The 26218-nt window shown below is 69.0% G+C and carries 26 protein-coding genes; all 26 read left to right on the top strand.

All coding sequences use genetic code 11. The features are described from left to right. Positions 1-30 precede the first annotated feature (30 nt). The 26 genes from SK854_RS00270 (at position 31) to SK854_RS00395 (ending at position 26152) form a co-directional block, all read left to right on the top strand. Positions 31-2019, top strand: a complete 1989-nt coding sequence (locus SK854_RS00270) for a LuxR C-terminal-related transcriptional regulator (RefSeq protein ID WP_248782525.1) — start codon at positions 31-33, stop codon at positions 2017-2019. 960 nt (positions 2020-2979) lie between these two features. Beyond that, positions 2980-3894 carry a hypothetical protein gene (locus SK854_RS00275; RefSeq protein ID WP_319972916.1) on the top strand — a complete coding sequence of 305 codons (915 nt, stop codon included), beginning with the start codon at positions 2980-2982 and terminating at the stop codon, positions 3892-3894. Beyond that, positions 3891-4292, top strand: coding sequence for a hypothetical protein (locus SK854_RS00280; RefSeq protein ID WP_144065340.1), 402 nt, complete (start codon positions 3891-3893; stop codon positions 4290-4292). The genes SK854_RS00275 and SK854_RS00280 overlap by 4 nt, the downstream gene beginning before the upstream one ends. A 346-nt stretch (positions 4293-4638) precedes the next feature. Further along, positions 4639-6582 carry a S53 family peptidase gene (locus SK854_RS00285; protein WP_084401192.1) on the top strand — a complete coding sequence of 648 codons (1944 nt, stop codon included), beginning with the start codon at positions 4639-4641 and terminating at the stop codon, positions 6580-6582. A gap of 145 nt (positions 6583-6727) precedes the next feature. Further along, positions 6728-7036 carry a hypothetical protein gene (locus tag SK854_RS00290; protein WP_030477468.1) on the top strand — a complete coding sequence of 103 codons (309 nt, stop codon included), beginning with the start codon at positions 6728-6730 and terminating at the stop codon, positions 7034-7036. Between the two features lie 80 nt (positions 7037-7116). After that, positions 7117-8166, top strand: coding sequence for a DUF3558 family protein (locus SK854_RS00295; RefSeq protein ID WP_030477467.1), 1050 nt, complete (start codon positions 7117-7119; stop codon positions 8164-8166). After that, entirely contained in the window at positions 8163-8906 is a 744-nt protein-coding gene (locus SK854_RS00300; RefSeq protein ID WP_030477466.1) for a hypothetical protein, read from the top strand. The genes SK854_RS00295 and SK854_RS00300 overlap by 4 nt, the downstream gene beginning before the upstream one ends. Beyond that, complete coding sequence (locus tag SK854_RS00305) at positions 8903-9562, top strand: hypothetical protein (RefSeq protein WP_319972917.1); 660 nt, start codon at positions 8903-8905, stop codon at positions 9560-9562. Before SK854_RS00300 ends, SK854_RS00305 begins: the two co-directional genes overlap by 4 nt. Beyond that, a complete protein-coding gene (locus tag SK854_RS00310) occupies positions 9559-10653 on the top strand; it encodes a hypothetical protein (RefSeq protein ID WP_051769995.1) in 1095 nt (364 codons plus the stop codon). The genes SK854_RS00305 and SK854_RS00310 overlap by 4 nt, the downstream gene beginning before the upstream one ends. Before the next feature lie 97 nt (positions 10654-10750). After that, positions 10751-11767 (top strand): L,D-transpeptidase, encoded by a 1017-nt coding sequence (locus tag SK854_RS00315; RefSeq protein ID WP_084401200.1) that lies wholly within the window; start codon positions 10751-10753, stop codon positions 11765-11767. Positions 11768-11814: 47 nt separating this feature from the next. After that, complete coding sequence (locus SK854_RS00320; protein ID WP_030477462.1) at positions 11815-12519, top strand: hypothetical protein; 705 nt, start codon at positions 11815-11817, stop codon at positions 12517-12519. A gap of 106 nt (positions 12520-12625) precedes the next feature. Beyond that, entirely contained in the window at positions 12626-13204 is a 579-nt protein-coding gene (locus tag SK854_RS00325) for a hypothetical protein (protein ID WP_030477461.1), read from the top strand. 4 nt (positions 13205-13208) lie between these two features. Further along, a complete protein-coding gene (locus tag SK854_RS00330; RefSeq protein WP_051769993.1) occupies positions 13209-14087 on the top strand; it encodes a thioesterase II family protein in 879 nt (292 codons plus the stop codon). After that, positions 14084-14566: a GNAT family N-acetyltransferase gene (locus SK854_RS00335; protein ID WP_030477459.1), complete on the top strand. Its 483-nt coding sequence runs from the start codon at positions 14084-14086 to the stop codon at positions 14564-14566. The genes SK854_RS00330 and SK854_RS00335 overlap by 4 nt, the downstream gene beginning before the upstream one ends. A gap of 289 nt (positions 14567-14855) precedes the next feature. Further along, complete coding sequence (locus tag SK854_RS00340) at positions 14856-15716, top strand: inositol monophosphatase family protein (protein ID WP_051769991.1); 861 nt, start codon at positions 14856-14858, stop codon at positions 15714-15716. Then, positions 15706-16392, top strand: coding sequence for a YczE/YyaS/YitT family protein (locus SK854_RS00345; RefSeq protein ID WP_051769989.1), 687 nt, complete (start codon positions 15706-15708; stop codon positions 16390-16392). The genes SK854_RS00340 and SK854_RS00345 overlap by 11 nt, the downstream gene beginning before the upstream one ends. Before the next feature lie 29 nt (positions 16393-16421). Then, entirely contained in the window at positions 16422-17156 is a 735-nt protein-coding gene (locus tag SK854_RS00350; RefSeq protein WP_211257767.1) for a GP88 family protein, read from the top strand. 92 nt (positions 17157-17248) lie between these two features. Beyond that, complete coding sequence (locus tag SK854_RS00355) at positions 17249-17890, top strand: hypothetical protein (protein ID WP_245816157.1); 642 nt, start codon at positions 17249-17251, stop codon at positions 17888-17890. Continuing rightward, positions 17890-19011, top strand: coding sequence for a C40 family peptidase (locus SK854_RS00360; protein ID WP_030477454.1), 1122 nt, complete (start codon positions 17890-17892; stop codon positions 19009-19011). The genes SK854_RS00355 and SK854_RS00360 overlap by 1 nt, the downstream gene beginning before the upstream one ends. Before the next feature lie 78 nt (positions 19012-19089). Further along, complete coding sequence (locus SK854_RS00365; RefSeq protein WP_144065342.1) at positions 19090-19806, top strand: hypothetical protein; 717 nt, start codon at positions 19090-19092, stop codon at positions 19804-19806. Further along, a complete protein-coding gene (locus tag SK854_RS00370; RefSeq protein WP_319972918.1) occupies positions 19803-20990 on the top strand; it encodes a MinD/ParA family ATP-binding protein in 1188 nt (395 codons plus the stop codon). Before SK854_RS00365 ends, SK854_RS00370 begins: the two co-directional genes overlap by 4 nt. Before the next feature lie 23 nt (positions 20991-21013). Next, on the top strand, positions 21014-21343 hold the full coding sequence (locus SK854_RS00375) for a hypothetical protein (RefSeq protein ID WP_319972919.1): 330 nt from the start codon (positions 21014-21016) through the stop codon (positions 21341-21343). Between the two features lie 76 nt (positions 21344-21419). Continuing rightward, positions 21420-22070 (top strand): hypothetical protein, encoded by a 651-nt coding sequence (locus SK854_RS00380; protein ID WP_030477451.1) that lies wholly within the window; start codon positions 21420-21422, stop codon positions 22068-22070. A gap of 22 nt (positions 22071-22092) precedes the next feature. Then, on the top strand, positions 22093-24267 hold the full coding sequence (locus tag SK854_RS00385) for a hypothetical protein (protein ID WP_144065343.1): 2175 nt from the start codon (positions 22093-22095) through the stop codon (positions 24265-24267). Continuing rightward, on the top strand, positions 24264-25760 hold the full coding sequence (locus tag SK854_RS00390; protein ID WP_030477449.1) for an SCO6880 family protein: 1497 nt from the start codon (positions 24264-24266) through the stop codon (positions 25758-25760). Before SK854_RS00385 ends, SK854_RS00390 begins: the two co-directional genes overlap by 4 nt. Further along, entirely contained in the window at positions 25760-26152 is a 393-nt protein-coding gene (locus SK854_RS00395; RefSeq protein ID WP_084401296.1) for a WhiB family transcriptional regulator, read from the top strand. Before SK854_RS00390 ends, SK854_RS00395 begins: the two co-directional genes overlap by 1 nt. Positions 26153-26218 lie beyond the last annotated feature (66 nt).

Genomic DNA, 26218 nt, shown 5'->3' on the forward strand with positions numbered 1-26218 from the left:
CTTGTCGGCGAGAAGCCCGGCAGCGGGTCGGTGCCACAACTGCTGCGCACTCTCCTGCAAGCGGCCCCGGGACTGCGGGTGATCGCCACCAGCCAGATCAGGCTCGGCCTCAGCGGCGAGCACCTTCTGCCAGTGCCGCCCCTGTGCATCGGAGCCGAGGAGTCGTCGGATCCCACCTCGCTCACCACGGTGCATGAGGCACTCCAGTTGCTCATCGTGCGCGCTCGCGCCGTCGGCGTCGAGATCGCCGAATCCGACTACCCGGTCGCAAACCGGCTGTGCCAACTGCTGGACGGACTACCACTGGCCATCGAGTTGGCCGCCAGCCAGCTCGACGTGCTGAGCCTGCAGTCGGTCGTCGAACACTCCGACCTTCTCGGGCTCCTCGTCGATGGCACCTCAACAGAGGCGCACCACCGCGGGCTCCGGGTGATGCTCGAGTTGTCGCAGAAGCTGCTCACGAGCGATGAACAGCGGATGTGGGCGTTGATGACGGTGTTCGAATCCGAGACCGGGTTCGACCTGGACGCGGCGCGTGCGGTCTGCGTGGGCGATGACATCGCCTCAGCCGACGTCCAACCGCTGCTATCGCAGCTGGTGCGCAAGTCACTGTTGCTGGTCGATCACCAGGCCGGTTGCACGCGCTATCGCATGCTTCGCGTGATCAGGCAGTTCGGCCAGCAGCTGCTGACCCAGGCTCAGCAGGACGCCGACGGCGGCACTGCGCCGAGGCCGGCCAGTGCGGTCGTTCACGCGGCTGCCGAGCACTTCAGCGATCTGGCCCGACGGGGAGCGAAGCTCTGGCTCGGCCCCGGCGAGGTTGAGTGGATGCACTTGTTGCGGCTGGAACTCCCGAACCTGCGCGCAGCTCAGAAGCACTTCCTCGCACAGCCTGGGCAGCGGCGCCGCGGGGTCGAACTGGCGACCAATGTCACGCAGACGCGATGCCAGATCTTCGCCGGAAAGCTCAACGATTCCCGGCGAATGCTGATGCTCGGACTACAGCACGCCGCAGAAGTCCCTGAGCCGTCCGACGTCGTCGCTACGTCGATGCTCGCGTGGATCGCGATGCTGCAAGGACGCCTCGATCTCGCGGCCCCTCTGCTGCAGAAAGCCAAACGTGACGCCGCAGCACTAGGGCTGAGCGAGACGCTAGCGCCGCTGTTGTACGCCTCGGCGACGGCGGTCTTTCTCGGCGAGCCTGACCTGAAGAAGGCCCAGGCAGCACTCCCGGCCATGGAACGCGCCGAGACTGCGTTCCAGCTCGACGGCAATGCCGGCGACACCTTCATGGTGATCCTGTTCAGAGCGATGGCCGTGGCGTTCCTGGGCGAGCGAGACCAGGCCATGCTGCAGCGCGATCGACTGTTGGCCCTGGCGAACGAGGCTCAGGCAGTGTGGTCGATCTCGTGGGCGACCTGGACCAGCGCTTTGGTCGAGTTCATGCACGGCAGCCCGAGGCGCTCCATCTCTCTCGCCCAGGACGCGCTTCGGCTGCAACGCGAAATAGGCGACACGTGGGGACCGACGTGGAGCGCCTGGCTGCTCGCGGTCGCCACGGCCAAGGTCGGGGATCACGAACTCGCGGGCAAGCTCTTCGGGGCGGTCAGCTCCCTCCAGCGGGAGTCGCAGACTTGCGTGGTGAACATGCAGCCTTTTCTGCGTGTCAACGACGAGATCAGGAACTACTGCCGACACACGATCGGCGAGGACCGCTTCAGTGAAGCGATCACCACCGGCGAAAAACTGTCCATTGAGGACGGAACCGCGCTGGCGCTGACGCCGATCGAAGAGATGCATTCTGTCCGCGCCGGCGAGAACCTGCTGACGTCCAAGGAGATCGAGGTCGTCCGGATTCTCGCGCAGGGCAAGCGGTACGCCGAGATCGGCCGGGATCTCGACATCGCCGACCGCACGGTCGAGACCCACGTCCGCAACGCCAAGCGCAAGCTCGACCTCCACACCAGGTCGGACTTGGTCGCGTGGTACCTCGATCCAGAGTCCAACAAGTCGATCTGAGTCAGCGAATCGGTCGTCAGATCCGTGCATCGCCGCGTGAGTTCTACAGTCCGGCTCGCAGGCCCCGACAGGCCGCGCATCTCGTGAGGCGCACGAACCGGGGCCGCCATGCGTCGATTCCGACACTCCCAACTGCGCAGATTCCTGCGGACCCTGGGGAACATTGTCGCCCCGTAGTTGCACAGCAGAACCCGTAGCGGCCATCAGGTAACCCCGTAGCGCCATGCCTCAGTTCAGCAAGCCCGTGGCGGCCTCCGCGAGGCAACGTCTGGATGCACACATGAAATCGAACGAAGTTTCACGACAAGCCAGATTCTCTCTTCGCAAGTACATCCTTCGTCATCGGCACCAACCGTCGCTTCGCTCGTTTCCGCAGTTCAACAGGTTCCCGCCAGTGCCGCAAGGGCCCACAGCGCGTCGCACTACGGGAAAACACGTAGCTATTCGAACACCTACGGGATAATTCATGCAATCCAATCCTCTAACTACGCGTTGACAACAGAAATGATTGCCATAGTGTTTGTCACGACGGGATGCGGAAACCGAGCGAGACACCTGAGCCACCAGCGACGTCTCTTTTAATCTCGCTGGCCGCGGATAGCGGGGCACCTCACTCGGATGCAACATCGCTCTCGTCCGGACGAGCACCAGGGGGCAGTGGGATGAGTGCGTTGGCGATACGGATAGGCATACGCATTGCGCGCCCAGCAGTCGCGGCACGTCACACCCGCGACGTCACCAGCAACACCTGGTGCACCAAGACCTCGCCGTCGCTTTACGAACGACGACGAGGCGGTGGCCAAGCGGCGGACCGGGGAGGGATCTGCTGCTTGGCCACCGGCCGACACACCGTTGTCGGCATCAGATGAGGCGTCGGCTGTCGCATCGCGGTCACCTGCTCGCTGGTCGACGTGGGGCAGCGCGGCGGCCGACGTCTCGAAGCTTTGGGGGAGGATTGCATTGCCGAAGCATCAACCGCGTTGGGCACACAGCAGCGCAGGCCTGGCAGTCGCGCTGGGCTTGCGAACAGATCCGATACCACCTGCGCTTGCGGGGCACCTGCAGAATGCGACCACCGCTGATCCAGCTGAGGATCTGGTCGAACTCGAAGGCAAGCTCCGCGCCACGGTGGCCACGCTGACGTCCCGCACCAACCAAGCCGAGCACTCCATTGCCGACGCTCGCCGGAAGATTGCTGAGGCGGGGCACAGTTGGAGCCCCGCCGGCTGGCTCCGTCGACGTAGCGCGAAGGCAGAACTGTCCAGTGCGATCGCGAGGCAATCAGGCCTGCGCGACTCGCTCGACCAAGCCGTCATCGCACGGGACACGTTGCGAGAGTTCGTGATCGGCCTGGGCGCGCCGTTCGGCCTACTAGGAGAGTCGTCCGCAGGTTGGCAGCGCTCAGCAGACATACCTGCGAGCGTCGTCGTGTTCGGCCCGGAAGACAGTTTCGTCGCCGCGGACTCACGCCGAATGGACAGCGGCTGGGCCAGCGCACGCGTCGCCGGGGAGATCTACGGCGAGCAGTGGCGTCGCGACGGCGACGACGACGGCCCCTACAGCCAGCCCCTGGACCGCGCTGGGCCGTGGAGGATCGGGTTCATCCCTCACACAGGTGAGGTCTACGCGTCACGGCACTGCGGCTATCTGCCCGAAGAGGTATGGCTGCTGGGCAGGGACTTCGAAGCGCAGCGCGCGCACACGACCTTGGATGGTCTGCTGCCGCGAATGCGTGAACCGAACTCGTTGATCCTGGCAGCGGGAGTCGTGCACGCCGCACGGAGCCTACGCAGCACACCGCAACGCACCGCGCTGCGACTCCGTGGCACCCAGGAGCCTCAGGCACACGTGGCCGAGGCGGGAGATCTGGAATGACCAGCCGGCAGCTGGCCGTCGCCATCGGTGTCGCCATAGCCGCGTCCATTGGTTGCTCAGTCCCGTCCAGACCAGTGCAGCCGTCCACCCCGACGACCGAAGTCGTTGCGTCCGTGCAGATCCCTCCACCGGAGTCGCGGAGTCCTCAGGTCACCGTCGAAGGTGAGGCCACCTGGCTGACAGGCCGGCCGGGATGCATCTCGCTGGTCACCGAAGCCGGTCAGCGTTTTCAGCTGTCCGGCAGCATCGTGCTGGACAACGAGCACCGGGCCCGCGCGGGTGAGCAGCCGCGGGCACAACGGGTGCGTGTGACCGGGTACGTGCCGGAACGCGGAGCCTCGGCCTGTCATCTCGGCCTTACATTCGTCGCGGAAAAGGTGACCGCGGTGAGCAGCTAGAAAATACCGCTGCCGCAATCATTTAGACCCGTTTGCCGTCAGGTTTCGGGAACTTTGCAATGCCTAAATGACGGCCACAAAAGTAATTTCGAAAATACGCTTGAACACGTTGACATCTGCGATCACCGCATTGCAGTCTAGAAACTACCAGCACGTCAGTGCAGGTCACGGGCTCACACGAAGACGCTGGCCCGTGCGGGGGTGACTCCGTCGCCGCGAGGGGCTCGCGTTCCCAGGGCACAAAACTGCCCGCCGCGTTTCCTCACACGCCTTTCATCAATGGCGTTGATATTGCCGTCACACCCGGCCGAGACCGGGTGAATCTATGAATTCGGGGGCTTTACACATGGCAGTACGTCCATCCCGCGCGGCGGCACTCGCCGGCTGCGCGGCGCTGGTCGGGATCCTCGGGACCTCCGCCGCTCAGGCGGATCCGACCCTGGCCAGCGACCGCGCATCGATCGAGGGCAACACACCGAGCTGGGCCACTCCATCGGCGAAGGTCGGCGACGTGAGCGGTGACGAGGTCCGCCGGGTACGGATCGCGTTGACGCTCAAGGATCGGCGCGGCGCCGAGGCTCTGGCCAAGGTGGTGTCCACGCCGGGCAGTCCGTCGCACCGCAAGTTTCTGTCCTCCCAGCAGTTCGTGGACCGATACGCACCTGCCCAGTCCACTGTGGATCGGGTGACCGGCTGGCTGCGGGGCCAGAACCTAACGGTGTCGGAGGTGTCGGGAAACCGGCACTTCGTGACAGTCGAGGGCAATGTCTCGGCATTGGAGTCGGCGTTCCGGGTGAAGCTCGGCAAGTTCAAGCTCTCCACGAAGGCCGGTGCGCTGGAGCTGGCCGCGCCGGAGTCCGCAGTGTCCGTTCCGCGCGAGCTGCGTGGTGCGGTGGAGGCGGTGCTGGGCCTGGACGACAGCGAGCGCACGATCACTCCGAAGCAGGTGGCGATGCGCACGCCCAACGGCGCACCGGCGCGGCCGCGCGGCGACGTCAAGGCGGCGGGCGACCCGAACAGCTGTGCCTTGTATTGGGGCGAGTCGGTCAACACCGCGGTGCCGCGCAAGTTCGCCGGTGACATGCAGTCCAACGCGCTGTGTGGTTACAACACAGCGCAGATGCGGGGCATCTACGGTCTGGGCGGTGGCAACACCGGTGCCGGGCAGACGGTCGCGATCATCGGCGCCTACAACCACGAGCCCATCGTGTCCGACACCAACCGCGCGGCCGCGACGTTCGGTTCGCCGCAGTTAGCACCGGGCCAGTACTCGGCGGTGCTCGCTAGCCGCTGGGACGACATCGAGCAGTGCATCCCCGAGTCGTGGGCGGGCGAGCAGGCGCTGGACGTGCAGGCGATCCACACCATCGCCCCGGCAGCGAAGATCGTCTACTACGGGGCGTCGAGCTGCCGGACGCTCTACGACGCGCTGAACAAGGCTGTGCAGGACAACAAGGCGTCGGTGTTGTCGAACAGCTGGGGCGCCTCGGGTGAGAACCAGCCCGCCGCGGTGCGTCAGCAGATGGACAGCATCGCTCTTCAGGCCGCGATCCAGGGCCAGGCGATCACCGTGTCCTCCGGGGACGCGGGTGACAACGCCGGTAACCCGGACGTGCGCCGGGCCGCTACCGACTTCCCGGCCTCGCACCCGTGGGTGACCGCGGTCGGTGGCACGTCGGTCGCCGTGGACGGCAACAACAAGGTGAAGTTCCAGACCGGCTGGGAGATCTCCGGCTACACCCAGTCCGGCCAGAGCTGGGCGCCGCAGCAGGGCGTCGACGGCAAGTTCGCCGGCGGCGCGGGCGGCGGCGTGAGCTCGCTGTACGAACAGCCCGACTACCAGAAGGGCGTCGCGCCGGGCACCGGACGTCGCATGCTGCCGGACGTTTCCGCGCTCGCGGACGCCTACACCGGAATCAGCGTCGGCTTCACGACCCCGGACGGCTACGTCGAGTACCCCTCCGGCGGCACGTCGGCCGCCGCGCCGATCATCGCCGCGCTCGTCGCGGACTCCCAGCAGGCCCAGGGCGTCGAGCGGTTCGGGTTCCTCAACGGCGCGCTGTACGAGATGGCGGGCAAGACCGGCATGACCGACGTCAAGCCGGTCGCGGCCGGTGTCTGGACGCCGTACATGGTCACCTACGGCCACGTCGACGTCCCCGGCACCCAGGGCTCTTACCTGGCCGAGTTCGACACCAAGCCGCAGTCTCTGCAGAGCGGCAGCGGCTGGGACAACGTCACCGGTGTCGGCACCCCGTCAGCGGGATTCCTCACTGCCTTCGGCAAATGACCCACCAGCGTCAGTCCATCAGGGACTGATCCCCCAGGGCCGCGTCGCCCGCCTCCGCACCCCCCAGGGCGGACTCGCAGTGCGGGCGGCGCGGCCACCTCACCCGGCTCACATACCGGTACTTCTCGAATCTGGAGCAGGACCATTGATCACTCGCAGGATCGTCACCCGCTTGCTGGCCACCGCGACCGTCGTCTCGGCGATGACGCTGACCGTGCTGTCCGGCACTGCCTCCGCGCTGGTCTCCCCCCACATCGGCGGGGCGGGATCACCGACGCTGGCTGCGGCCGACGTCGACGCGCACGCCGTCACCGAATTCGGCGCCGTTGACGTGGCTGTCCGGACCCGAGCCGGCACCGATCAGCCGCCCAGCCGGGCCATCCCCGGATGGATCGCCGATCTGCGCAGCACCGGCGTGCAGGTCTCGCAGGCCGTCCGGCTGCTGCGCGGCTGACCCGCCCAGCCTTCGCTCACTCCCACCCCAGTCTTTCGTGCCACCGGGCACATCCCGTTCGGATCAGGGGGATCACGAACATGGCTCTACGACAACGTTTCACGCTCGCGCTGCTGCTCGGCACGGCGCTGCTGGCCTCCGCGTGCACCAAGGACGCCCCCAGCCCACCTGAGGGCGGCGGGGAAACACAGCCGACGAAGATCGAGGCCGCAATCCCACAGGAGTACCGGGCGCTGGCCGAGGCCGCAGCAGGCTACCGGGCGATCGACGCGTGCGGGCTGCACGACCCGGACGCCGCGAAGGAGATCACCGGCGACGAGCTCGACGAGATCATCCCGTCGCAGGACGGCATGCAGGAATGCGTGCTGCGAACCCACAAGGGCGAGTTCCGGGCCAGCTGGACGATCTATCTGGAGGTGGGCGAGACCTTTGACGCGTCGCAGCGCAAGGACGCCGCCCCGGAGAGCATCGGCGGCCTGGAGGTCTTCGTCTCCGAGGACGAGCGGACGTGCACACTGGCCAAGCCACTCGACGACGACCGGGCGATCGTGCTGCGCACCAGCCCGTCCGGCACCGGGGAGGACAAGCCGGCCAAGTCCAGCTGCCAGCTGGCCAAGGAATACGCCGCCAAGGTCGCGCCTCTGTGGAAGGACCTGCCCAAACGCGGTTCTGAACGCACGAAACCGGAATTGACGCTAGCAAAGCTCGACCCGTGCACCGTGGCGTCGGGTGCGCTGGACATGTTCGGCGCGGACGCAGTGTTGCAGCCCTCAGGGCCCTTCGTGTGCACCGCGAAGCCGCTCAACCCCGGACCGCCGTCACGGGACAAAGGCGTGGGCCGCAACGAGGTCGGCATCACGCTCATGGTCGACGACGACCCGTCAGCACTGGTCAAGCCAGGAGATCAGAGCGCTCGTGAGGTCACGGTCGCCGGCTACAAGACGGTGATCTTTCAAGGCCGCTCAGGCTGCACCAGCTACATCGTCTACGACCCGGACACCAGCATCGTGCAGGACAACCGGGCCACCGAGGGCGGCGTGCTGTACCAGCAGATCCGCATGTCCACGGCGACCTGCGACATCGCGCAGCAGGCGGCGGAGAAGGTCTTGTCCAAGGTGGGCAAGCGATGAACGGCCGCCTGGTCACCCTGGTGCTCGCGGCGACCACGCTGACGGCCACGACGTTGAGCGGCTGCGGCAGCATCGTGCCCGGCACCGCGAAGCCGGAGTCCACACCCAGCAGCGGCAAGGCCGCGGCAGCCGGAGCGTGCGTGCGCAGCAACGAACCGGAGGTGTGCCAGGAGTGGTCGGACACCAAACCGAAAACCGGCCAGGACCTGCTGCGCACCGCTGAGGAGGAGCCGGTCGTCGCGGCGCAGATGCTGTGTTCGGCGCTGCCCGGCGATGTCCTGGACCGGTTTCTGGGTGCTGGCCACTACCGGGTCATCGCAGACAGCCCACGAAGCCCGACGTGCACGATCAGCTCGGACGACAACAAGAAGGGCGCTGACGGCAAGTACGAGTCCGTCATCGAGGTCGAGATCTTCTTGTCGACCAAGGAATCCCTGGCGCGGGATCTGTCCATCCTGCAGTCCAGGCCGGACACCGCCGCGAAGGTCACCGAACTGTCCATCGCGGGCAAGCCGGTGATGCGCGTCGGCGATCCCGAGGACGCCAACGGCCAAGGCCGCGACAAGGAAGAGCTCTCCATCGCGGTGCTGGGCGACAAGGAGAAACCCGGTGCTCTGCGGGTCCGGCAGAACCTGCGACCGCCGCGCGGCACCAAGGTCGACGCCCCGGTGGACCGGGCCCGCCTGGACAGCATCCGCGACCCGCTGGTCGCGGAGCTGCTGAAAACACTTTTCCCATGAGCCTCAACGCATCTTTGTCGGGGGACAAGATCATGACGACTATCAGGAGCTTGACGCGCGGCGTGCTGACACTTGCCGCCGCAACGGCCTGTCTCACCACCGTGCCCACTGCCCACGCCATCGCCACGGTCGCCACGCAGGACAAGCCCAAGCAGATCACCCTGGGTGATCTCGACCCGCGCGTGGACGCCAAGACCGTCGGCGCCCCGTACGACCCGTGCCAGCTCGGGTGGGGAGCCTTCCCGCAGGAAGTGCGGCCGGACAAGGACAACAAGCCCCGGTTGCGTGCGCCGTCCGCCACCGATGTGTTCCGCACGGGATGCAGGTACGACAACGGAGAGCCGAGTAAGGGCGCGGATCCGAGCGGAAAACCTCTTCCGACCAAGAGTTTCATCGCTCTCGTGGTCTGGGCCAAGCCGGGCGAGATGAAGACCGCACAATCCGAACAGGAGGGTTCGCAGCCGCACACCTTCGGCACCAAGCCGGGGTTGATCAAGCCGGGCATCAACAAGTCGAGCAACGAGCCGACCTGCACCGCGATCATCCCGCTGGCCAACGGCACCGCCGCGCTCACGATCACCAACGGACGTTTTCCCGGCGATACCTGCACGATCGTGAAGCACGTGGGCGAGGTCATCGCCGGGAAGACGCCGTGAGCACCCGCCTGGGCGACGAGGTCGTCATCACTCCCCTGTCCGGTCATTTGGCCGTCGTAGGCGCGAGCACCGCGCGGCTGACCGCCGGGCCAGAGACCGACCTGGAAATGACTCAGCCGCTCAAGCCCCTCACCGCGATGATGCTGCTGCGCCAAGCAATGCTGATGCGGCTGGTGGACTGGCGCCGGTCCGGTTTGATGGTGAAGCTGCTGTTGGCCGTGACCTTGGTCGTGCTCGTGGCGTTGTTGCTGCGCATGCACGACATCAGCCGCCCGGCCGCTGCACCTGCACCGGTTCCGGACACGGTGACTGCGACGGCGACTGCCGCCGGGCCGCTGCGGGACCGGATACCCGTTGCCACGCAGCAGGACCCTGCTGAGGTCGCTCCGCGAGCGATCAACGAGCCGGAGATGGCGGCGCTGCCGCGCGCGGCCGTCGGCGTGACTCTGGCGGGCGCGCCCGCCGATCCGGCACCTGGGGCTGATCCGGGCACGGTCGTGCTGCATCCCACCGACGACACCGCCGTATATGCCGAGCCTGGCGGGTGCGCGTTCGCTGTGCTGCCGCCGCGGCAAGTGCTCACGCCGACGTGGACACCGGTCCTTGAGCGCAGGCCGGGTTGGGCGTTGGTGATGCTGCCCTCGCGCCCGCACCCCACCGGTGCGGCAGCGGTCGGCTGGATCCACCTGCGGCCGCAGGTCGAACTGGCCCACGGTGACAGGCGCGTCGAGATCAACACCGTCACCGGCAAGGTCACGGTGCTCGCCGAACTCGGCCACGGCACCGCTGCAGCATCGACCCTCACCGGCACACCGGCGTCGGTCGCGATACCGGCCCGCGCTGGCGGCCGAAGCTTCGTCGCCGCCGGCGGCCAGGCCGATGCGCTGCCGTGGCTGCTGCGGGTGCTGTGGCCGTTCCGCCTCGATGTCGACCGGCTGTGCACGGGCCCGATCGGCGGGATCACGGTGCCGGGCCTGCCCGCCGTGTCCGCGCTAGGCCAGGTCGACTCCACCGGCTGTGTTCCCGCTCCCCCAGGCGTACGCGACGCCCTGCGCGACGTGCCCGCTGGCACCGCAGTGCTCCTGCACTGACCCCAGACCCCCAGTTGCGGGTGCGGCGATCCGCCGCTCGGGGGCGACCGGCACGCCGCACCCGCAGTCCCCACCGAGAAGCAGAAAGGAGGTCGTGATGATCCACGACGGTGACCAGCTCGGACCGGCTGGTCAGGACGACGAGCAGCGGCCGACGCCCGGCCCGCAATCCCCCTCGGGTGAGCGGCGCTACCAGACGCCGCCGACGCAGGCGCGCCGCAGGCCCGCCCTGCTCGCCGGCGCCGGGCTGGTCGCCGTCACCGTGTTCGCTGCCCTGCTGAGCATCGCGCTCACCCGGCCCACCGCCGGCGAGCAGCGCATCGACCCGCTCGGCCAGAACGACACCACCAGCGGCACCCTCACCTCCGAGACAACGCCGGTCGTGGCACCGCAGACGGTGAGCGCCGATCAACTCGCCTCGCTCCCGCAGGCCACCACCTTCGCCACGACCCCGGCCGCCCCGCGCGACCCCGCACCCGAGCAGGTGCCGGGCGGGCTGGTCGCCCACCCCACCACGGCGGTGCCCGTGTACGCCGCGCCCGGCGGCGACGCTGTCGCCGTCGTCCCTGCGACCCAGCCGCTGGGCATCGAGCCGAACATCACCCGCACCGACACGTGGCTGTCCATCCTGGACACCCAGCCGGGGTGGGCGCTGGTCGCGCTTCCTTCACGCCCCAACAACTCCGTCGCCTGGATGCACATCGACACCCCGGACGTCACCGTCGCCAAGAGCCCCAGTGTGATCACCGTGGACCGGCCCGCGTTCGAGGTCACGCTCACCACCCACGGCACCGTCACCGGCCGCTGGAAAGCCGGGATCGGCAAACCCGGCGCGATCACCCCGGCCGGCCGCACGTTCCTGCTCGCCGCGCTGCGCGACAACGGCTCCACGTTCTCCAAGGTCGTGCTGCCACTGGGCACGCACTCCGACACCCACCTGACCTTCGGCGGCGGCCCCGGCACGGTCGGCCTGCACACCTGGCCCACGCCCGAGGTCTACGGCACGGCCTCCTCCGACGGCTGCGTCCGGATCCCGCCGGACGCGCTCTCCAGCCTCACCGAGGCGATGACCCGCGGCGACCTGCCGCTCGGCACCCCGGTGTTGATCAAGTGAATTCCCGTACCCGGCCCCAGGGCCACACCACATCAAGGGGGGACCACGTGGTCCGCACAACCACCCACTCCACACGCCTGTTCCTCGCCGCGGCCGGCATCGGCGCGCTCGCGGCGGCGGGCTCGGCGTCCGTGCTGGCACCGGCGAACGCCCAGGTCCACGGGCTCGCTGCCGCCCAGGCCAGTACGTCGACGGCGTACGGCGTGTCCGCGTCCGGCAACGAGAACAAGGCCGCGCAGCCCTCGGTCGCCTCCGACGGCGAGGTCAAGACCGCGTCGGGCTCGGTGTCCGGCATGGGCTGGTCCGCGAGCGGCATCACCGTCAAGGCCGGCAACGGGATCGCCGAAGCGACCGTCGCCAACGTGGTGGTCGCGGGCAAGGCGATCGGGTCGGTGTCGGCCAAGTGCGCCGACGGCGCCGTGAGCTACGCCCACGGCGGCGCGGCACCCAGCGACCCGAAGCTCAAGGTCAGCTTCGGCGGCGGGGCGGGCGCGACCATCCAGATCCTCGGCGCGGGCGACAAGGTCGCGCAGACGATCACCGTCGCGGTGGTCAAGTGCGGCAAGGCCACCGTGCCTCCCACCAACCCGCCGACCAACCCGCCCACTGGGCAGCCCACGGGCCAGCCGACCGGCAAGCCGCCGGGGCAGCCGCCGACCGGCACGCAGAAGCCGACGCCCAAGCCCGGCACCACGCCGCAGCCCGCGCCGACACCCCAACTGCAGGACGGCCACCACCCGGTCACCGGCTGATCCAGGCCAGGACCGGTTCGCGGACCTAGATCCGGCGTCCCACCCCCACTTCCCCGGGGGTGGGGCGCACCAGCCCCACACCACCAGCGTTGCGAAGGAGGACCAGGTGATTCCGCTCAAGCCCGGCGCGGCCACCGACGAGCTCACCGATCGAGCCGCCCGGCTCGCACGCGGGATCCGGGTCGCGCCGAAGTTCTCCACGATCCTGAGCTGGTGGACCGGCTACCCGCTCAAGCGGGTACCTGTCGAAGCGGACCGGCTGGACGTCGTCGACGAGCACGAGGGCATGCTGCTCGGCCTGCCCGCCGGGACAGAAGTGTTGCGCCGCAACGGCGTGTTCGTCCCACTCAACGCCGACGGACCACACCTGGCGTCGATCAAGTCGCTGATCCACGTGCCGCGCCTGGGCCTGACGCCCGAGCAGCTCGTCCTGCTACGCGACGGCGCGGTCCCGATCGGAGAGCTCATCCCCGACGCACCGCGCGGCACCCACTACGCCATCGAGCTCGACGGCCCGCGCGAACCGCAGGCCCCGGCGATCATGTCGCGCGGCACGCTCTACCCCGGCGGCATGCCCGCCGTTCTTGCGGACGAGATCGTGTTCTGGCGGGTGCTGCGTGATCGCGCCCCGCAACACGGCGTGCTTCTCCCCCGTCCTGTCCCGACTTCCGTGCCCGTGTGGTGATCACATGTCAACGATCCTGACGACCCCGCCGCCCGCCGCCCCGGCGTCCCCGGAACGCCTTCCGTCACCTTCCTCGAGTTCGGGGTGGCTCGCGAGGTACCGCAACGGACCCGGCCCCACCCGGCACACGCTGGTCGCGTTCCCCTGGTCCGGCGCCGGCCCCACCGCCTACAACTCCTGGATTCCGTTGCTGCCCCAGGAAATCGACCTGGTGACCGTGGCGCTGCCCGGCCGCGACGACCGCCGTGACGAGGACCCGGTGACCAAACTGACTCCTGGGCTGGTCGACGCAATCACCGACGCACTGCTCGCGCACACCGGCGACGGCGACGGCACGGTGGCGTTGTTCGGGCACTCGTTCGGCGCGCTGCTCGCGCACGCCGTCGCCGTACGCATGCAGGAGCATCAGCGCACGCCGCAAGCGGTGATCGTCTCGGGCAGCCGCGCGCCGATGGTTCGCCCGCCGCACCCGCTGCACCTGCTCGGTGAGCGGGAGCTGCTGGCGAAGCTGATCGACATGGGTGGCCTGCCGCCGCGGTTGCAGCGCCACGAGCAGTTCCTGCGGTCGTGGTTGCCGCGCGTGCGCGCCGATCTGACCGCGTGCGAGACCTACTGGCCCGGCACGCTCCCGGTCCTGGACTGCCCGCTTTTCGCGTGGTCGGGCGCGGCGGACTGGTACGCGCCGGCGTGCACCACGCACCGGTGGCTGGAGCTCGCGCCCGACGCGACGCACACGACGTTCCCCGGCGGACATTTCTTCATCAGCGGCCAGCGCGGCACGACCGCCCTGCTGCAGGCGTTGCAGTGGCCCCGTCCAGTCGCGGCGCGGCCGTTGCGGCTGCTGCAGTCGCAGCCGCTGCTCGCGCGGAGGTGGGGAGCGTGACCACCTTCGAGGTGTTCGACGTCTACGCCGACGACGACGCGACCATGCAGGAACTGCGCGGGCTGCTGGCCCGCTGCTCGGAAGCGACGCTGCGATCCCGCTGCCACGGCGGGACTCCCGGCGCGGCCCGGCTGCTGCTGGAGGCGCTGCCCTCGCGCGCCGACCAGCTCACCGTCGCCGCGTGGACCGAGCAGAGCATGGTCGGCGTCGCGTCCATGCTCTACGACGCCGGCGGCATCGAGATCGCCGTGCTCGTCGAGGACGCATGGCAGCGCCACGGCGCGGGCACCGCGCTCGCGGCCCGTCTCGCTGAGGAAGCGGCCCGCGATGGGGTGCTCGCGGTCACCGCGTCGGTCGGCACGACCAACACGGCCGGAATCGGGTTGCTGCGCAAGGTGTTTCCCGCGCTCGCGCTCGCGGCACCGCGCGGCGGGCTGATCACCGCGGTGTGCCCGGTCGTGACGGGAGCGGGCCGATGATCACGAACGTGCCGGCGTGGACGTGCCGGCTGGGGTTGGGCACGTCCACGTTCGGCGCCCCCGCCCACCAGCCCCCGATTCCCGGTCCGCGCCGGAGGGTCCGCATGCACGATTTCGGGCCCGCGCCATGAGTTTCGTTCCGCGCGACGTGCTCTCGCCCCTCCCTGACGCGCCCGGTTGCACCGGGCCACAGCGAGATGTCACGCCGCTCCGCCTCGGCGCGCCGCCACCGCCTCATCGGGCGATCCAGCCCGCCCCGCCCGTGATCTACCACCGTCAGGGAGACCTAGTGCATTTCGATACCCGTCAGCTGCAGATCCACGCTGAGCACCTCGCCGGCACCGGTGCCCGCACCGTGCGCGAGCGCCTGGCACGGCCCGGAGCCACTGACGCGACCACCAAGAGCAGCGAGACCGACTACGTCACCGACTGCGACCCGGCCTCCGAAGCCGCGATGCGCCAGGAAGCCACCGAGATCTGGGGCGACGCCCCGCACTCCTTCACCGGTGAGGAAAGCGGTGTGGCGCAAGCACGTCCGGGCGAGCTGAGGTTGATCGCGGACGGCGTCGACGGCACCGCGAACCTGCACGCCGGCGCGCCGGAGTACGGGGTGTCGATCGCCATCGAGGTCGACGGCGTCGTGCTCGCGGGTGCGGTCGCCGAACCGGCCAGCGGCCGTGTCTACTCCGCCGGGCGCGGCAACGGCGCCCGCTTCTACGACCCGGCCGTGCGTCACCAGTGGATCCCGCTGGACGCCCGCAAGGACAAGCCGCTCTCGCAGCGGTTGCTCGCCACCGGCTTCAGCTACCAGGCCGCCGAGCGCGGCCCGCAGGCCGCGGTGGTCGCGCGGATGATCGAGCACGTCGAGGACATCCGCCGCGTCGCGCAAGGCACGTACGGCGGCTACTTCGAGCACTACCTCAACGAATGGGACTGGGCCGCCGGGCTGCTGATCTGCGAGGAAGCCGGTGCGGTCGTCAGCTGGCCGGGCACCGGCGGACCGGCCTCGCACCTGGGAGACCCGATCTTCGCAGCTGCGCCGGAGGTCGCCGACGACCTGCTGGTGCTGCTGGAGAAGGCCGGGGCCGCCGCGCTCGACCGCCGCGGGCCGGTGCCGAAGCGCGAGTGGGTGAGCGGTCATGCCCACTGATCCCACACAGGAGCAGCCCGCCGCCGAGGCCAACGAGTCACGGCCGTTCGTGGTGCGGCTGGGCCAGGTCGTCGTAGGCAACGCGCTCATGGGCATCGCGGTGGGCATGCTCGTCACGGCTTCCATGGGGCTGTTGCCGCTCGACGTTTTTCACCGGGCCGTCGGTGACCGATTCGGATGGACGATCGGCGGCGCGATCATCGCCGTGCAGGCGACGGTGCTTGTGCTCAATCTCGCGCTGCGCGTCAAGCCCGGCATCGGCACCGTCGCCTCGGTCATCATCCCCGCTGTCGTCGCCGACCTCACCCTCGCAATACTGCCCGCGCCGCAAGTGGTGTGGCTGCGGGTGATGGCGATGCTGCTCGGCGGCGCCATGTTCGCCGTCGGCACCGCCCTGTACCTGTCGGCTGAACTCGGCGCGCTACCCCGCGACGGCCTGATGGTCGCGATCGCCCGCCGCACGGACTGGAGCCCGGCACGCATCCGCATGGGCGCCGACGTGCTGTGCCTGCTCACCGGCGTACTCATGATCAACCCGGCGATCGCCGTCGCGAACGGATCACTCGGGGCCGGAAGCGTACTGCTCGCAGTCGCCCTGGGCCCGTCGATCGCAACGCTCGTCCCACTCTTCACACACCGTCCACAAGGGAACACGCGCGTGCGAGGTGAAACCTGATGCCACGAAACACTTACAGGCCCGAACGCATGATCACCCAGAATCGGTGGCTGCGTCCGCACGGAATCCACAACTTCTCGATCCCCGCGCTGGCAGGGAAATTGCCCGACGGCCGCCGGTACGTGACGTGTGAGCAGGCCGGCGTTTGTGCACGCGCATGCTACGCCCGGACGGGAACGTTCCGGTTCCCGCAGGTGCTGGCCAAGCACGAACGCAACCTGGCTCGCATCCTCGACGACCTCGAAAAGTGGACCGCGGACATCATCGCCGAGCTGCGCGCACCGAAGTTCGACGGGGCGGCGCTCCGAGTGCACGACGCCGGCGATTTCTTCAGTGACTTGTACCTGTCCACCTGGCTGGAGGTGGCGCGGGCGACACCGGGGACGCTGATCTACTGCTACACCAAGGAAATCTCCCGATTCGAGCGCATTGCCGTACCGAACGCGCCCGAGAATTTCCGCTGGATCTACAGCTACGGCGGCCGCGAGGACCACCTCATCGACCCGACGCGGCACCGCGTCGCCGATGTCTTCCCGACCGAGGAAGCGATCGCGGCGGCTGGGTGGCACACCAACGCCGCCACGGACCTCGACGCCGTGCTGGGCCCGTCGCCGGTCGGCATGCGGCAGAACCACATCCCGCACATCCAACGGCTCGTCGGCGACCGCACCTTCCGGGAGTGGCAGGCCTCCAGGCCGCGCGGCCGCCGTGCCGTCAACCGCAGTCCCGACGACACCCGACCACCCAAGAGCGGCCCGCCGTGACCGGCCGGCGTGAGCGGGGCACGCAACCCGGCACGCGTCGTCCGCACCCGGCCTGACCGATCGCACACCCCGCTCTGGAAGGGAGAAAGCACATGCGCGCCTGGATATCGACCGGCTTCGGCGCCGTGCTGCTGTGCGCGGGCTGCTCCTCCCCCGCACCCGAACGGACGGTCCCAGCACCGCCCAGGCCGGAACTGAGCGCGTCGACCCCGGCGACCAGCCCGTCACCGCCGCCCGGATCGGGTCTGCGGCTGCCGAGCGTCTCGCCGATCACGCCGTCCGCGCCCGCCGGGACCCCGTCGACGGTGCCGCCGCCCCCAACGGCGCCGACCGCCGCGACCACGGACTTCGCGGACCCCGTCGCGGTGACGCGGGCATGGATGACGCAGTGGTGCGCCTCGGACTACCGCCAGCCCCGCAACAACAACGTCGAGCGGGCAACGGTGTTCTCCACCACTGCAGGCAAGACCGCGGACCTGCGAGCCGGGGACAGCGAGGCCGCGTACCGCTCGGTGGTCGAGCAGAAGCTGTCTACCCGCTGCGACCGGATCACCGCCGAACTCATCCCCGAGGCCCCGCGCGGCGAGGACCAGGTCTACGTGCGGGCGACGGCGACCCGCACCCTGCTCGCGGCCGACGTCGCCTTCCAGACCGAGCACGTGCTCACCACTCGCACGGTGCTGCGCCAGCCCGACGGCCGGTGGCTCGTCGACATCCACGTCGAGGCCGGCTGATGAAACTTCTCCTGATCCCGCTCGTCGCACTGGCCGCCGCGCTGCTGCTCGTGCTGGTGCTGCTGCAACCCCGCCGCGCCGACGCCGACGCGATCATCCCGCCCGCGACGTGCCAGGTGCCCGGCACCGGTCCGAGCGCACCAGCGCCACCGTCGGGTGGTGGTTCGTTCGCAGGGGTGGTGCTCTCGCCGACGCAGACCGCGACGGTGCAGCAGATCCTCGGGGTCGCCAAGGGCATGAGCATCACCCGCCGCGGCGCGGTCGTCGCGTTGCAGGCCGGGATGCAGGAATCCACGCTCAACCCGTTGGCGCGCAACGGAAACGCCGTCGGCGTATTCCAACAGATCGCGCCGGGACCCTGGAACGCCTACGTCGGCTACGACCGCACCGACGCCGCCGCCGCGTCCAAGGGCTTCTTCGCCGTGCTACTCAAACGCGCACCGAGCTACGAGACCGACGCCCGGTCGAATCATGAACTCGCCGAGGACGTCGAGCGCAGCGGTGAGGGCTGGCGCTACGAGAAACACCAGCGGTTCGCCGAGGCGGTCGTGGCCGCGCTCTACGACGGCTCTGGGCCGCCGCTGGACTGCGCGGACCGCTCGTTCAAGGGCCGGATACAGGTCACCGTGACCGGCTCGGACGTCACCCTGCCGCCGGAGGCCGGGGTTGCTGGCGTCGTGCGTGCGGCCTCCCCGCAGGTCGCCACCGCGATCGCGGCTGGTCTGTCATGGCTGGGCATCACCTACTCCTGGGGCGGCGGTAATGCAGACGGTCCCACGAAAGGCGTCCGTGACGGCGGCGTCGCCGACGCGCACGGCGATTACAACAAAGTCGGATTCGATTGTTCGGGATTGACGCTGTACGCGTATGCGCAGGCCGGAGTGCAGATCATCCGGCCCTCGGACGCGCAGCTCACCCGCGCGAAGCTCGTCGTCCCGTTCGACCAGGCCAGGCCAGGTGACCTGCTGTTCTGGGGCACTCATCACGTCGCCATGTACCTGGGCGCCATCAACGGACAACACATGATGCTCGAAGCCCCGCAAAGCGGCGATGTCGTGAAGGTCTCGAAAGTCAGAACCGGCGGGGACTTCCGGAATGTCGGCGCCCGGCCAATTCCGTAAACGCCAGAGAAGGAGTTCGCACATGAAGGTACAGCACCTCGGTTCACAACACGAGTCGACCGCGAAGGGAGATGTGGAATGGAATTCCGGCCAGTAGACATGCCCTCATCGGAATGGGAGGAGGTGCCTCCTATTCGCATCCCACCCGGCTGGAATCCGGAGGAGTGGGGCTGGCAACCAGCGTTCGGTACCTACGTCCCCGACGATGATAAAAGCTTGGAGCTCCTCGTACGGATCGGAGAAGACCCTACTCATGGGTGGAGCTTCGTCACCTACAACGAACCGGGTCCACCAGACGCAGAAAACGGATGGTTGTTGTACAACCCGGTGAGCGTCCAGAAAAACGTCGACGATGTCTCCGACTTCAGGGTCAACTCTGTGGAAGAGCTTCAAGAGCTTCTGACACAGGTCCAACGGCACGGCTATGCAGAAGTCCACGCCGACGGATGGACTGTTCACGCCGCACCGACTGCAGCCATGGCACAGGACGCGGTCGAGCAGGACCATCAGCGCCGACTAGTCCATTGGGATGTGAATGGAAATTACTGGGCATTCACGGACTTCCCGATCCCAGTCCCGGTCACCGGTTCCGCGCCACAGCCGACGCGCCTAGCCGAAGCCCTGGACAACAGTCCGGTATCCCGGACGAGTCCGGCGCGGGAGGCATCCAGCTCGGGCACGTCGCTGAGGGACGTCGCGAAACGCATTCTCGCGGCGGTGCGCCCGAAACGCGGGCCCGATCACGACGTCGCTCCACCACAGCAGGGGCTCTCGCGCGGGGGGCCGCAGTGGTGACCGGCACCGGCTACAACGCCGAGGAACCCGTCGATCTGCACGGAGTCGCCCCGGTGGGGAGCGCTGCAGCTGCGCCTGCGAACCCGGTCAACGCCGACCGTCCAGGTCCGGAGCAGCTGGTGGCCGTGCAGCCGCCGGTGACGGCTGATCCGGCGATGTGGGGATGGCGCGCCCGGCTGCGGAAGGCGACCGGCGGGCTGATCAAACCCGGTCCCGGCCGTGACGAGGCGCGGCACCGGCAGGCCGAGGTTGCGGTGCGCCAGCACCTCGGAGGTGGGCGGCTGGTGATGGTCGCCAACCCCAAGGGCGGCGCCCAGGTCAGCACGACCACGTTGATGCTCACGCACACGTTCGCCGCGTTGCGCGGCGGACCGGTCGTGGCGTGGGACAACCACGAGGCGCGCGGAACCCTCGCGCAGCGCGCCGAGGTCGCCACGCCCGACACCCACGTGTGGCATCTGCTCGGCGCCGCCGAGCAGCTCACCGCCGTCGGCACGGCGGGCGACCTCACCCACTACCTGCGCTCGCAACCCACGCGCGCCGAGGTCCTGGCCAGCGACACCGACCCGGCCCGCGCACAGCAGATCGGGCCCGGCGAGTGCGGCCGGATCTGGTTACTGCTCAGCCGGTACTTCGGGCTGACGGTGATGGACACCGGCAACAACGTCCGCGCGGGGAACTGGCAGTGGGCCGCGGGCATGGCCGACCAGCTGGTCGTGCCGATCACGCTCGAGCCCGATGTCGCGCAGAGCGCGGCGTGGATGCTCGACCACCTCGACACCCGGCGGCCGGACCTCGTCGCCGGCGCGGTCACCGTCGTCGGCCCCGCCACGGCGGCCGCGCCCCCGGCACTGCGGCGGCAGATGCTCGCCTACTTCGCCGCCCGCACCGCCTTGGTGGTCGAGGTGCCGTTCGACCCGCAGCTCGCGGGCGGCCGGCCGATCGTGCACGCCCGGATCAGCGAGGCCTCCCGCCGCACGTGGGTCGGCGCGGCGGCCGCGGTCGCCGACAGGCTCGCGGCCCAGCGGGCCCCGCGCCCGGACCAACTACCACCCTGGGCAGGCAAGTCATCCCCTCCCGCACAGGAGCACCACGAACCCGAGCAGCCCGCCGACACCGCAACGCCGCCACCCGGCGGCGCGCCCGCGCCGGTCACCGAGCTGCACCTTCGAAAGGCCACATGATGTTTCACCGCAACGATCCGGAGGTGACGTTCCTCGCGCAGAAAGAGCCCGGCCCGCCCGGTGCACCGACCGGTTCGCCCAACCCCTTCGACGGCGTCCAACCCGATCTCGGAGTGTGGGGGGATGCGTTCAACTCCACCTGGAAAACGCTGCTCGGCGGCGTGTGGGGCATCGCGTTCCTGATCGTGGCGTTCGGCTTCATCCGGGCCACGGTCGAGCTGCAGCGAGCCAAGAAGGGCGGCTACTCCGCGGACGTGCACGAACACACCGAATCCGCGAAGAAGTCGGTATTCGCTCTGATCGCACTGGCAGGCCTGGGCATGATCTTCGGTGCAGTGATCGCGATCTTCTAGGGGAACCGGAGCCAAGCACATGTCCCACACCACGCCCACGAGCGCGCCGGCCGGTCCCCGGCCGAGGACCTCTCGCGTGCTCGTCCTGATCCTCACCGTCGCCGTCGTGCTCATTGGTGGCGTTCTGGTCGGCCGGTACGCGCTGCCCGCGTCCAGCGAGCAGGCACAGCCCGGACACACGCAGCCCAGCGACGTGCCCAGCGGTGCGGGGGCGCGCGAGCACGGGCCGAAGACGATCACCAAGGGGGTGCCGAGCGGGTTCACCCGCGACCGTGAGGGCGCAGCGAGCGCGGCGATCATCGCCGTACAGCTCCAACCCGCCGTCGCGCACGGCCACGCCGACCCCGAGGTCGTGAAGACCACGTGGATCGCCAGCAGCGCCGACCAGGCCACGCGTCAGCTGTTCTCCCAGACCAAGGCGACCAGCGGGGACGACCGGACCTCCAAGGCACCGGCCGACTTCGCGGTGAAGGACTTCACCGGCGACCAGGCGGTCATCGAGCTGTGGGTGTCCTCGGTCGGCATCGGCCCAGGTCTGGGCAGCCGGGGCGTCATCCGCGCGCAGCGGTGGTCGACGGTGACCTACCGGCTGGTCTGGGAGGCCGACACCTGGAAGGTCGCGACCGTCAAGACCGTCGACGGCCCGCAGCCCGGCACCGACGACACCGCCCCGGCGCCTGAGCGCAAGCAGGTCGCCTTCTACAGCTTCTTCATCACGATCGAGTAAGCGGCAAACCTATGGGGGGAGCATGTTCCGACGCTTGACCGTCCTATGTGGAACGGTTCTGGCGCTACTTCTCACACTCGCGCCCGCGGCGCTCGCACAGCCGCCGACGAACGGCAACACCCCGCAGGGTTTCCCTCCCAACCTTGTGAAGTACGTCGGCGACACCAGCGAGTTCCGCCAAGGACCGTGGTTCAGCACACCAGAGTGCAAGGACAAAGGCGGCGACCTCAGCCTTTACCTCAACGAGGTCATGAAGGTCGAGTCGCGGCTGCTGTACTGGGCCACGCCGCCCAGCGAACGTGCCAAGTTCTGGCCCGACCAAAACACCGCCGACGTCAACCGGGAACCACCGGAACTCCCGGCGACGTTCCCAGCGGTGTTCGGCCCCGACCACTCCTTCAACGTGGCGTACCGCTACTGCGCCGACGAGATACGCGAGTGGACCGCCCCCGTGCGCAACACGTGGGGCCTCACGTGGGCGGCCAAACCGGACGCCGAGTCGCTGGAGCGGATGAAGCCGTACGCCGCCGGCGACAGCACCCTGATCAAGAACTTCAGCGACCCGTGCGCCGACGCCGTGTCGTCCTACTGCCAGAAGGCGTTCTTCGTCGACTGCGGCCGGGCAGTCATGGTGCCGGACAAGAAGGAACGCTGCATCCGGTGGAACGAGTCGATCGCCAACTTCTTCCACGGGTTGTCGCAGTTCATCTCGAACAACACCCACTGGCTCGACAAGATCGGCGCGTTCTTCAAGATCATCGGTGAGGCGCACCTGGCCGCCGGGCGCATGCAGATCGACGCTTTCGCCTCGATCCTGTCGGTCGCCGTCGACATTGCGAAGTTCGTCGCCAACCCGGCCGGCGCGATGGACGAGCTCGCCAACTCTCTGCACGCCTCGGCCGTGGACTTCGCAGTCCGGGTGCTACTCGAGGGACTGGCCACCGTCGGGAACTTCGACCCCGGCTCGCCGTGGTTCCTGGCCACCTACGGCGCGTCGACCGGACTCGGGCTGATGGTCATGGCGCTGATGTCGGTCCTGATGATCTCCCGCACCGCCTCCGGGGGCGGCGGCCGCGAGGACCTGCAGGAGGCGCTGTTCAAACAGCTGCCCCTCGGGATGTTCTTGACCGTGTTCGCGCCCGCGATCGCGACGGTGCTGCACACGACCGTGCGCAAGATGACCAGCGGCATCGCCGCGTGGCAGTCCGACTACATCGGCAGCGCCATCACGAAACTGGCCGCGCTGTCCCAGGTGACCGCCGTGATGATCCCCGGCGGCGCCGGAGTGGGCAGCATCGTGTTCGGGCTGCTGATCTTCGGTACCGGCGCGGTCTTCGTGGGTTTCGCCCTGCAGTCGGTCGCGTTGCCGTTGTCGGGACTGGTGGCGGGGATCGCGTGGGGCATGCGCGTGCACCCGCGGTGGCGGCTCAAGGCGGCCCGGCCGGTCTACACCTACCTCGGGCTGCTGTTCTCCAAGCCGCTGCTGTACTTCTTGCTCGGCGCGGTGTTCGCGCTGATCGACGGCAACCTCTCGATTCCGGCGATGAAGGCCGGCGGAATGCCGCTGCTCGGCCAGATCGTGGTCGTGATCGTCGCGCTCATCGTGGTCGGTTTCGCGCCGTTCGCGTTGTTGAAGTACGCGCCGTTGCTGCCGACCGCCGAGGACTCCCACGACTCGCAGCCCTCCGCAGGGTTCGGCACTGCCGCGGTGGTCGGCGCGGGCATGGCCGCCTTCGAACGCCACCAGCACAGCCGCTCACAGAGCGAGGACAAGGACGGCGAGTCCGGGCAAGGCGGCGCCCACTCCATCGCGCAGACCTACAGCGCTGGCCAGAAGCCACAGGCACGGCAACAACAGCCGTCGTCGAAACCGCAGGCGTCCGGCGGCAGTTCCGGCGGCAAGTCCGGCGTCCCGCAGATGAAGGGCAGCCCGAACAACGCGGTCTCCGCCGCAGGCTCGGGCGGCTCCGCGCCGGGCATCGGGGCGGGCAAGCCGGGAGCGGCGACCGGTCCCGGTGGCAATGCTCCGGCGGGTACCTCCGCACAGGCCTCACAGGCAGGAGCGGCGGCCGGAGGCGCGATGGGGCCGATCGGTATCGCCGCGCAGGCCGCGCTCGCGGCCGGAAACAAGATGCGACAGGGCGCTCACCGCGCCGTCAAGGCCGATGAAGAGACAGTCCGGGGGGACGACAAATGAGGATTTCCGTACTGGGCGGCGAGATCAGCCGCCGAGGTCTGCTGGGCTCGCTGAGCACACCCGCCTACGTCGCGCTCGCCGCAGCCGGAGCGATCGCGTTCATCTTGTGGCTGGCGGTCGGCGACCTCGCCGGGGCGATCAGCGGGTTCGCCGTACTCGCCGGCACCTACGGGCTCGTGCGGCCGTGGGGCCGTCGCTCGGTCGCCGCGCAGGTCCTGTGGTCGTGGCGGTGGCGCCGCCGCCGGATCCGCGGCGAGACGACGTTCATCGCGCCGCAGCTGGCCCGCGAGTCCGATCCAAGCGACCTGTTCGGGCCACTGTGGACGCTGCCCACGCCGCTGGGCCGGGTCGAACCGCTCGACCTGCGTGGCACCCCGTGGGAGCACATGTTCATCCTGTGGCACCACAACCCCGGTGAACCCTCTTACCTGAGCGTTCTCATGGAGGTGCAGGGCCAGGCGTCCGGGCTGCGCGCCGAACGCGCCTACGAGGTCGCGTCCGTCCGCTACGGAGTGCTGCTCTCGCAGCTGGCCAAGGCCGGGTCGTACCTGCGCGGCTTGCAGCAGATCAACAGGATCGTCCCGCACGACGCCACACCGCACCGCGAGTTCATCTCCCAGCGGCTCTCGACCCGGCCCGGTCTGGAACCTCTGATCGAGTCCTATGAGGAACTCGTCGACCTGACCGCGAACACTGCCGAGCAGCACCGAAATTACCTCGTGGCCCGGTTCCCGCTGACCGGCGAGTTCTACGAGGAAGCACGCAGTCACGCCGACGGTCCCTCAGGGTGGGCGGGCCTGGTGCGCGACGAGCTCGCGCGGCTCGCGGACCTGGCCGTGCGTGCCGAGCTCACCCGCCCGCAGGTCCTCGGCGAGCAGCGCACCTGCGCGGTGCTGCGGTCGCTGCAAGACCCGCGGTGGCCGATCGACCAGCACGAAGGCGTGCGGTGGGACACCTGCTGGCAGAGCTACACCACCGAGTCCGACCACATGGTCGTCAACGAGGCGTGGCACACGCGCACCGCGTTCCTTCCTCGCGACGGGATCGCCCCGGCGCCGCTCGGACCGCGATGGCTCGCGCCACTGCTCACGGCGGTCACCCCGTCGGTCATCCGGACGCTCAGCGTGCGCATGGAGTTCGTGCCGGACAAACTCGCCCGCGCACGGGCGCGCGCCGACGTCGCCCAGGACGGCGCGTCGATTCTGGCGGACGCGAAGAAGGGCCGCGTCGACGACGGCACCGACAGCACGATGCTCTCAGCGTCGCAACGCCGCCTGCATGATCTCGCGCCCGGCTCCGGGCATCAGGGCGTCGACTGGTCGATGGCGATCTCGGTGACCGCCGACGGTGCTGCAGAGCTGCGCCGCGCGTGCATGCGGGTCGCAAACGAGGCCGCCCAGTCCGCGCTCACCGAACTGGACTGGCAGGACCGTGCGCAGGACTCGGCCGTCATCGCCACCTACCCGCTCGCGCGCGGGATGGCGGTGGCGTGATGCGCACGCCAACGATCTTCCACTACGCCCGAATCGCCGACGCGCTGCGCCATGCAGGCACCGACTGGCAAGCGCTCGACGAGCTGATCGGTGCCGTGCCCGATCTTCCCTGCCGCGTCAGCGATCCGGATGTGTTCTTTCCCGGCGAAGGGGCTCGGTTCGCGGGAAGGCGGGCGATTCGTGATGAACGAGCTCGGATTGCCGGGCTGTGCAGTGGATGCCCGGTCCGCACGGAGTGCTTGGCCAGCGCACTGCTGCGAGGCGAGATCTATGGTTCCTGGGGCGGCGTGTGCCAACCGGATTTCCAGTTATTGCAACAACTCTGGGAGGAACGTGTCCCCCGGAGTGCGCGGCCTCTGGCGGGTAGTGCCGCAGTGAAAGAGACCCGATGATGTCGCGCCGAGCCAGCGCGTGGACACGTGCTTCTCGTCGCGCGCGACCGGCTCCGCTGGTCGGAT

Source organism: Lentzea sokolovensis, assembly GCF_033949975.1.
Taxonomy (GTDB): domain Bacteria; phylum Actinomycetota; class Actinomycetes; order Mycobacteriales; family Pseudonocardiaceae; genus Lentzea; species Lentzea sokolovensis.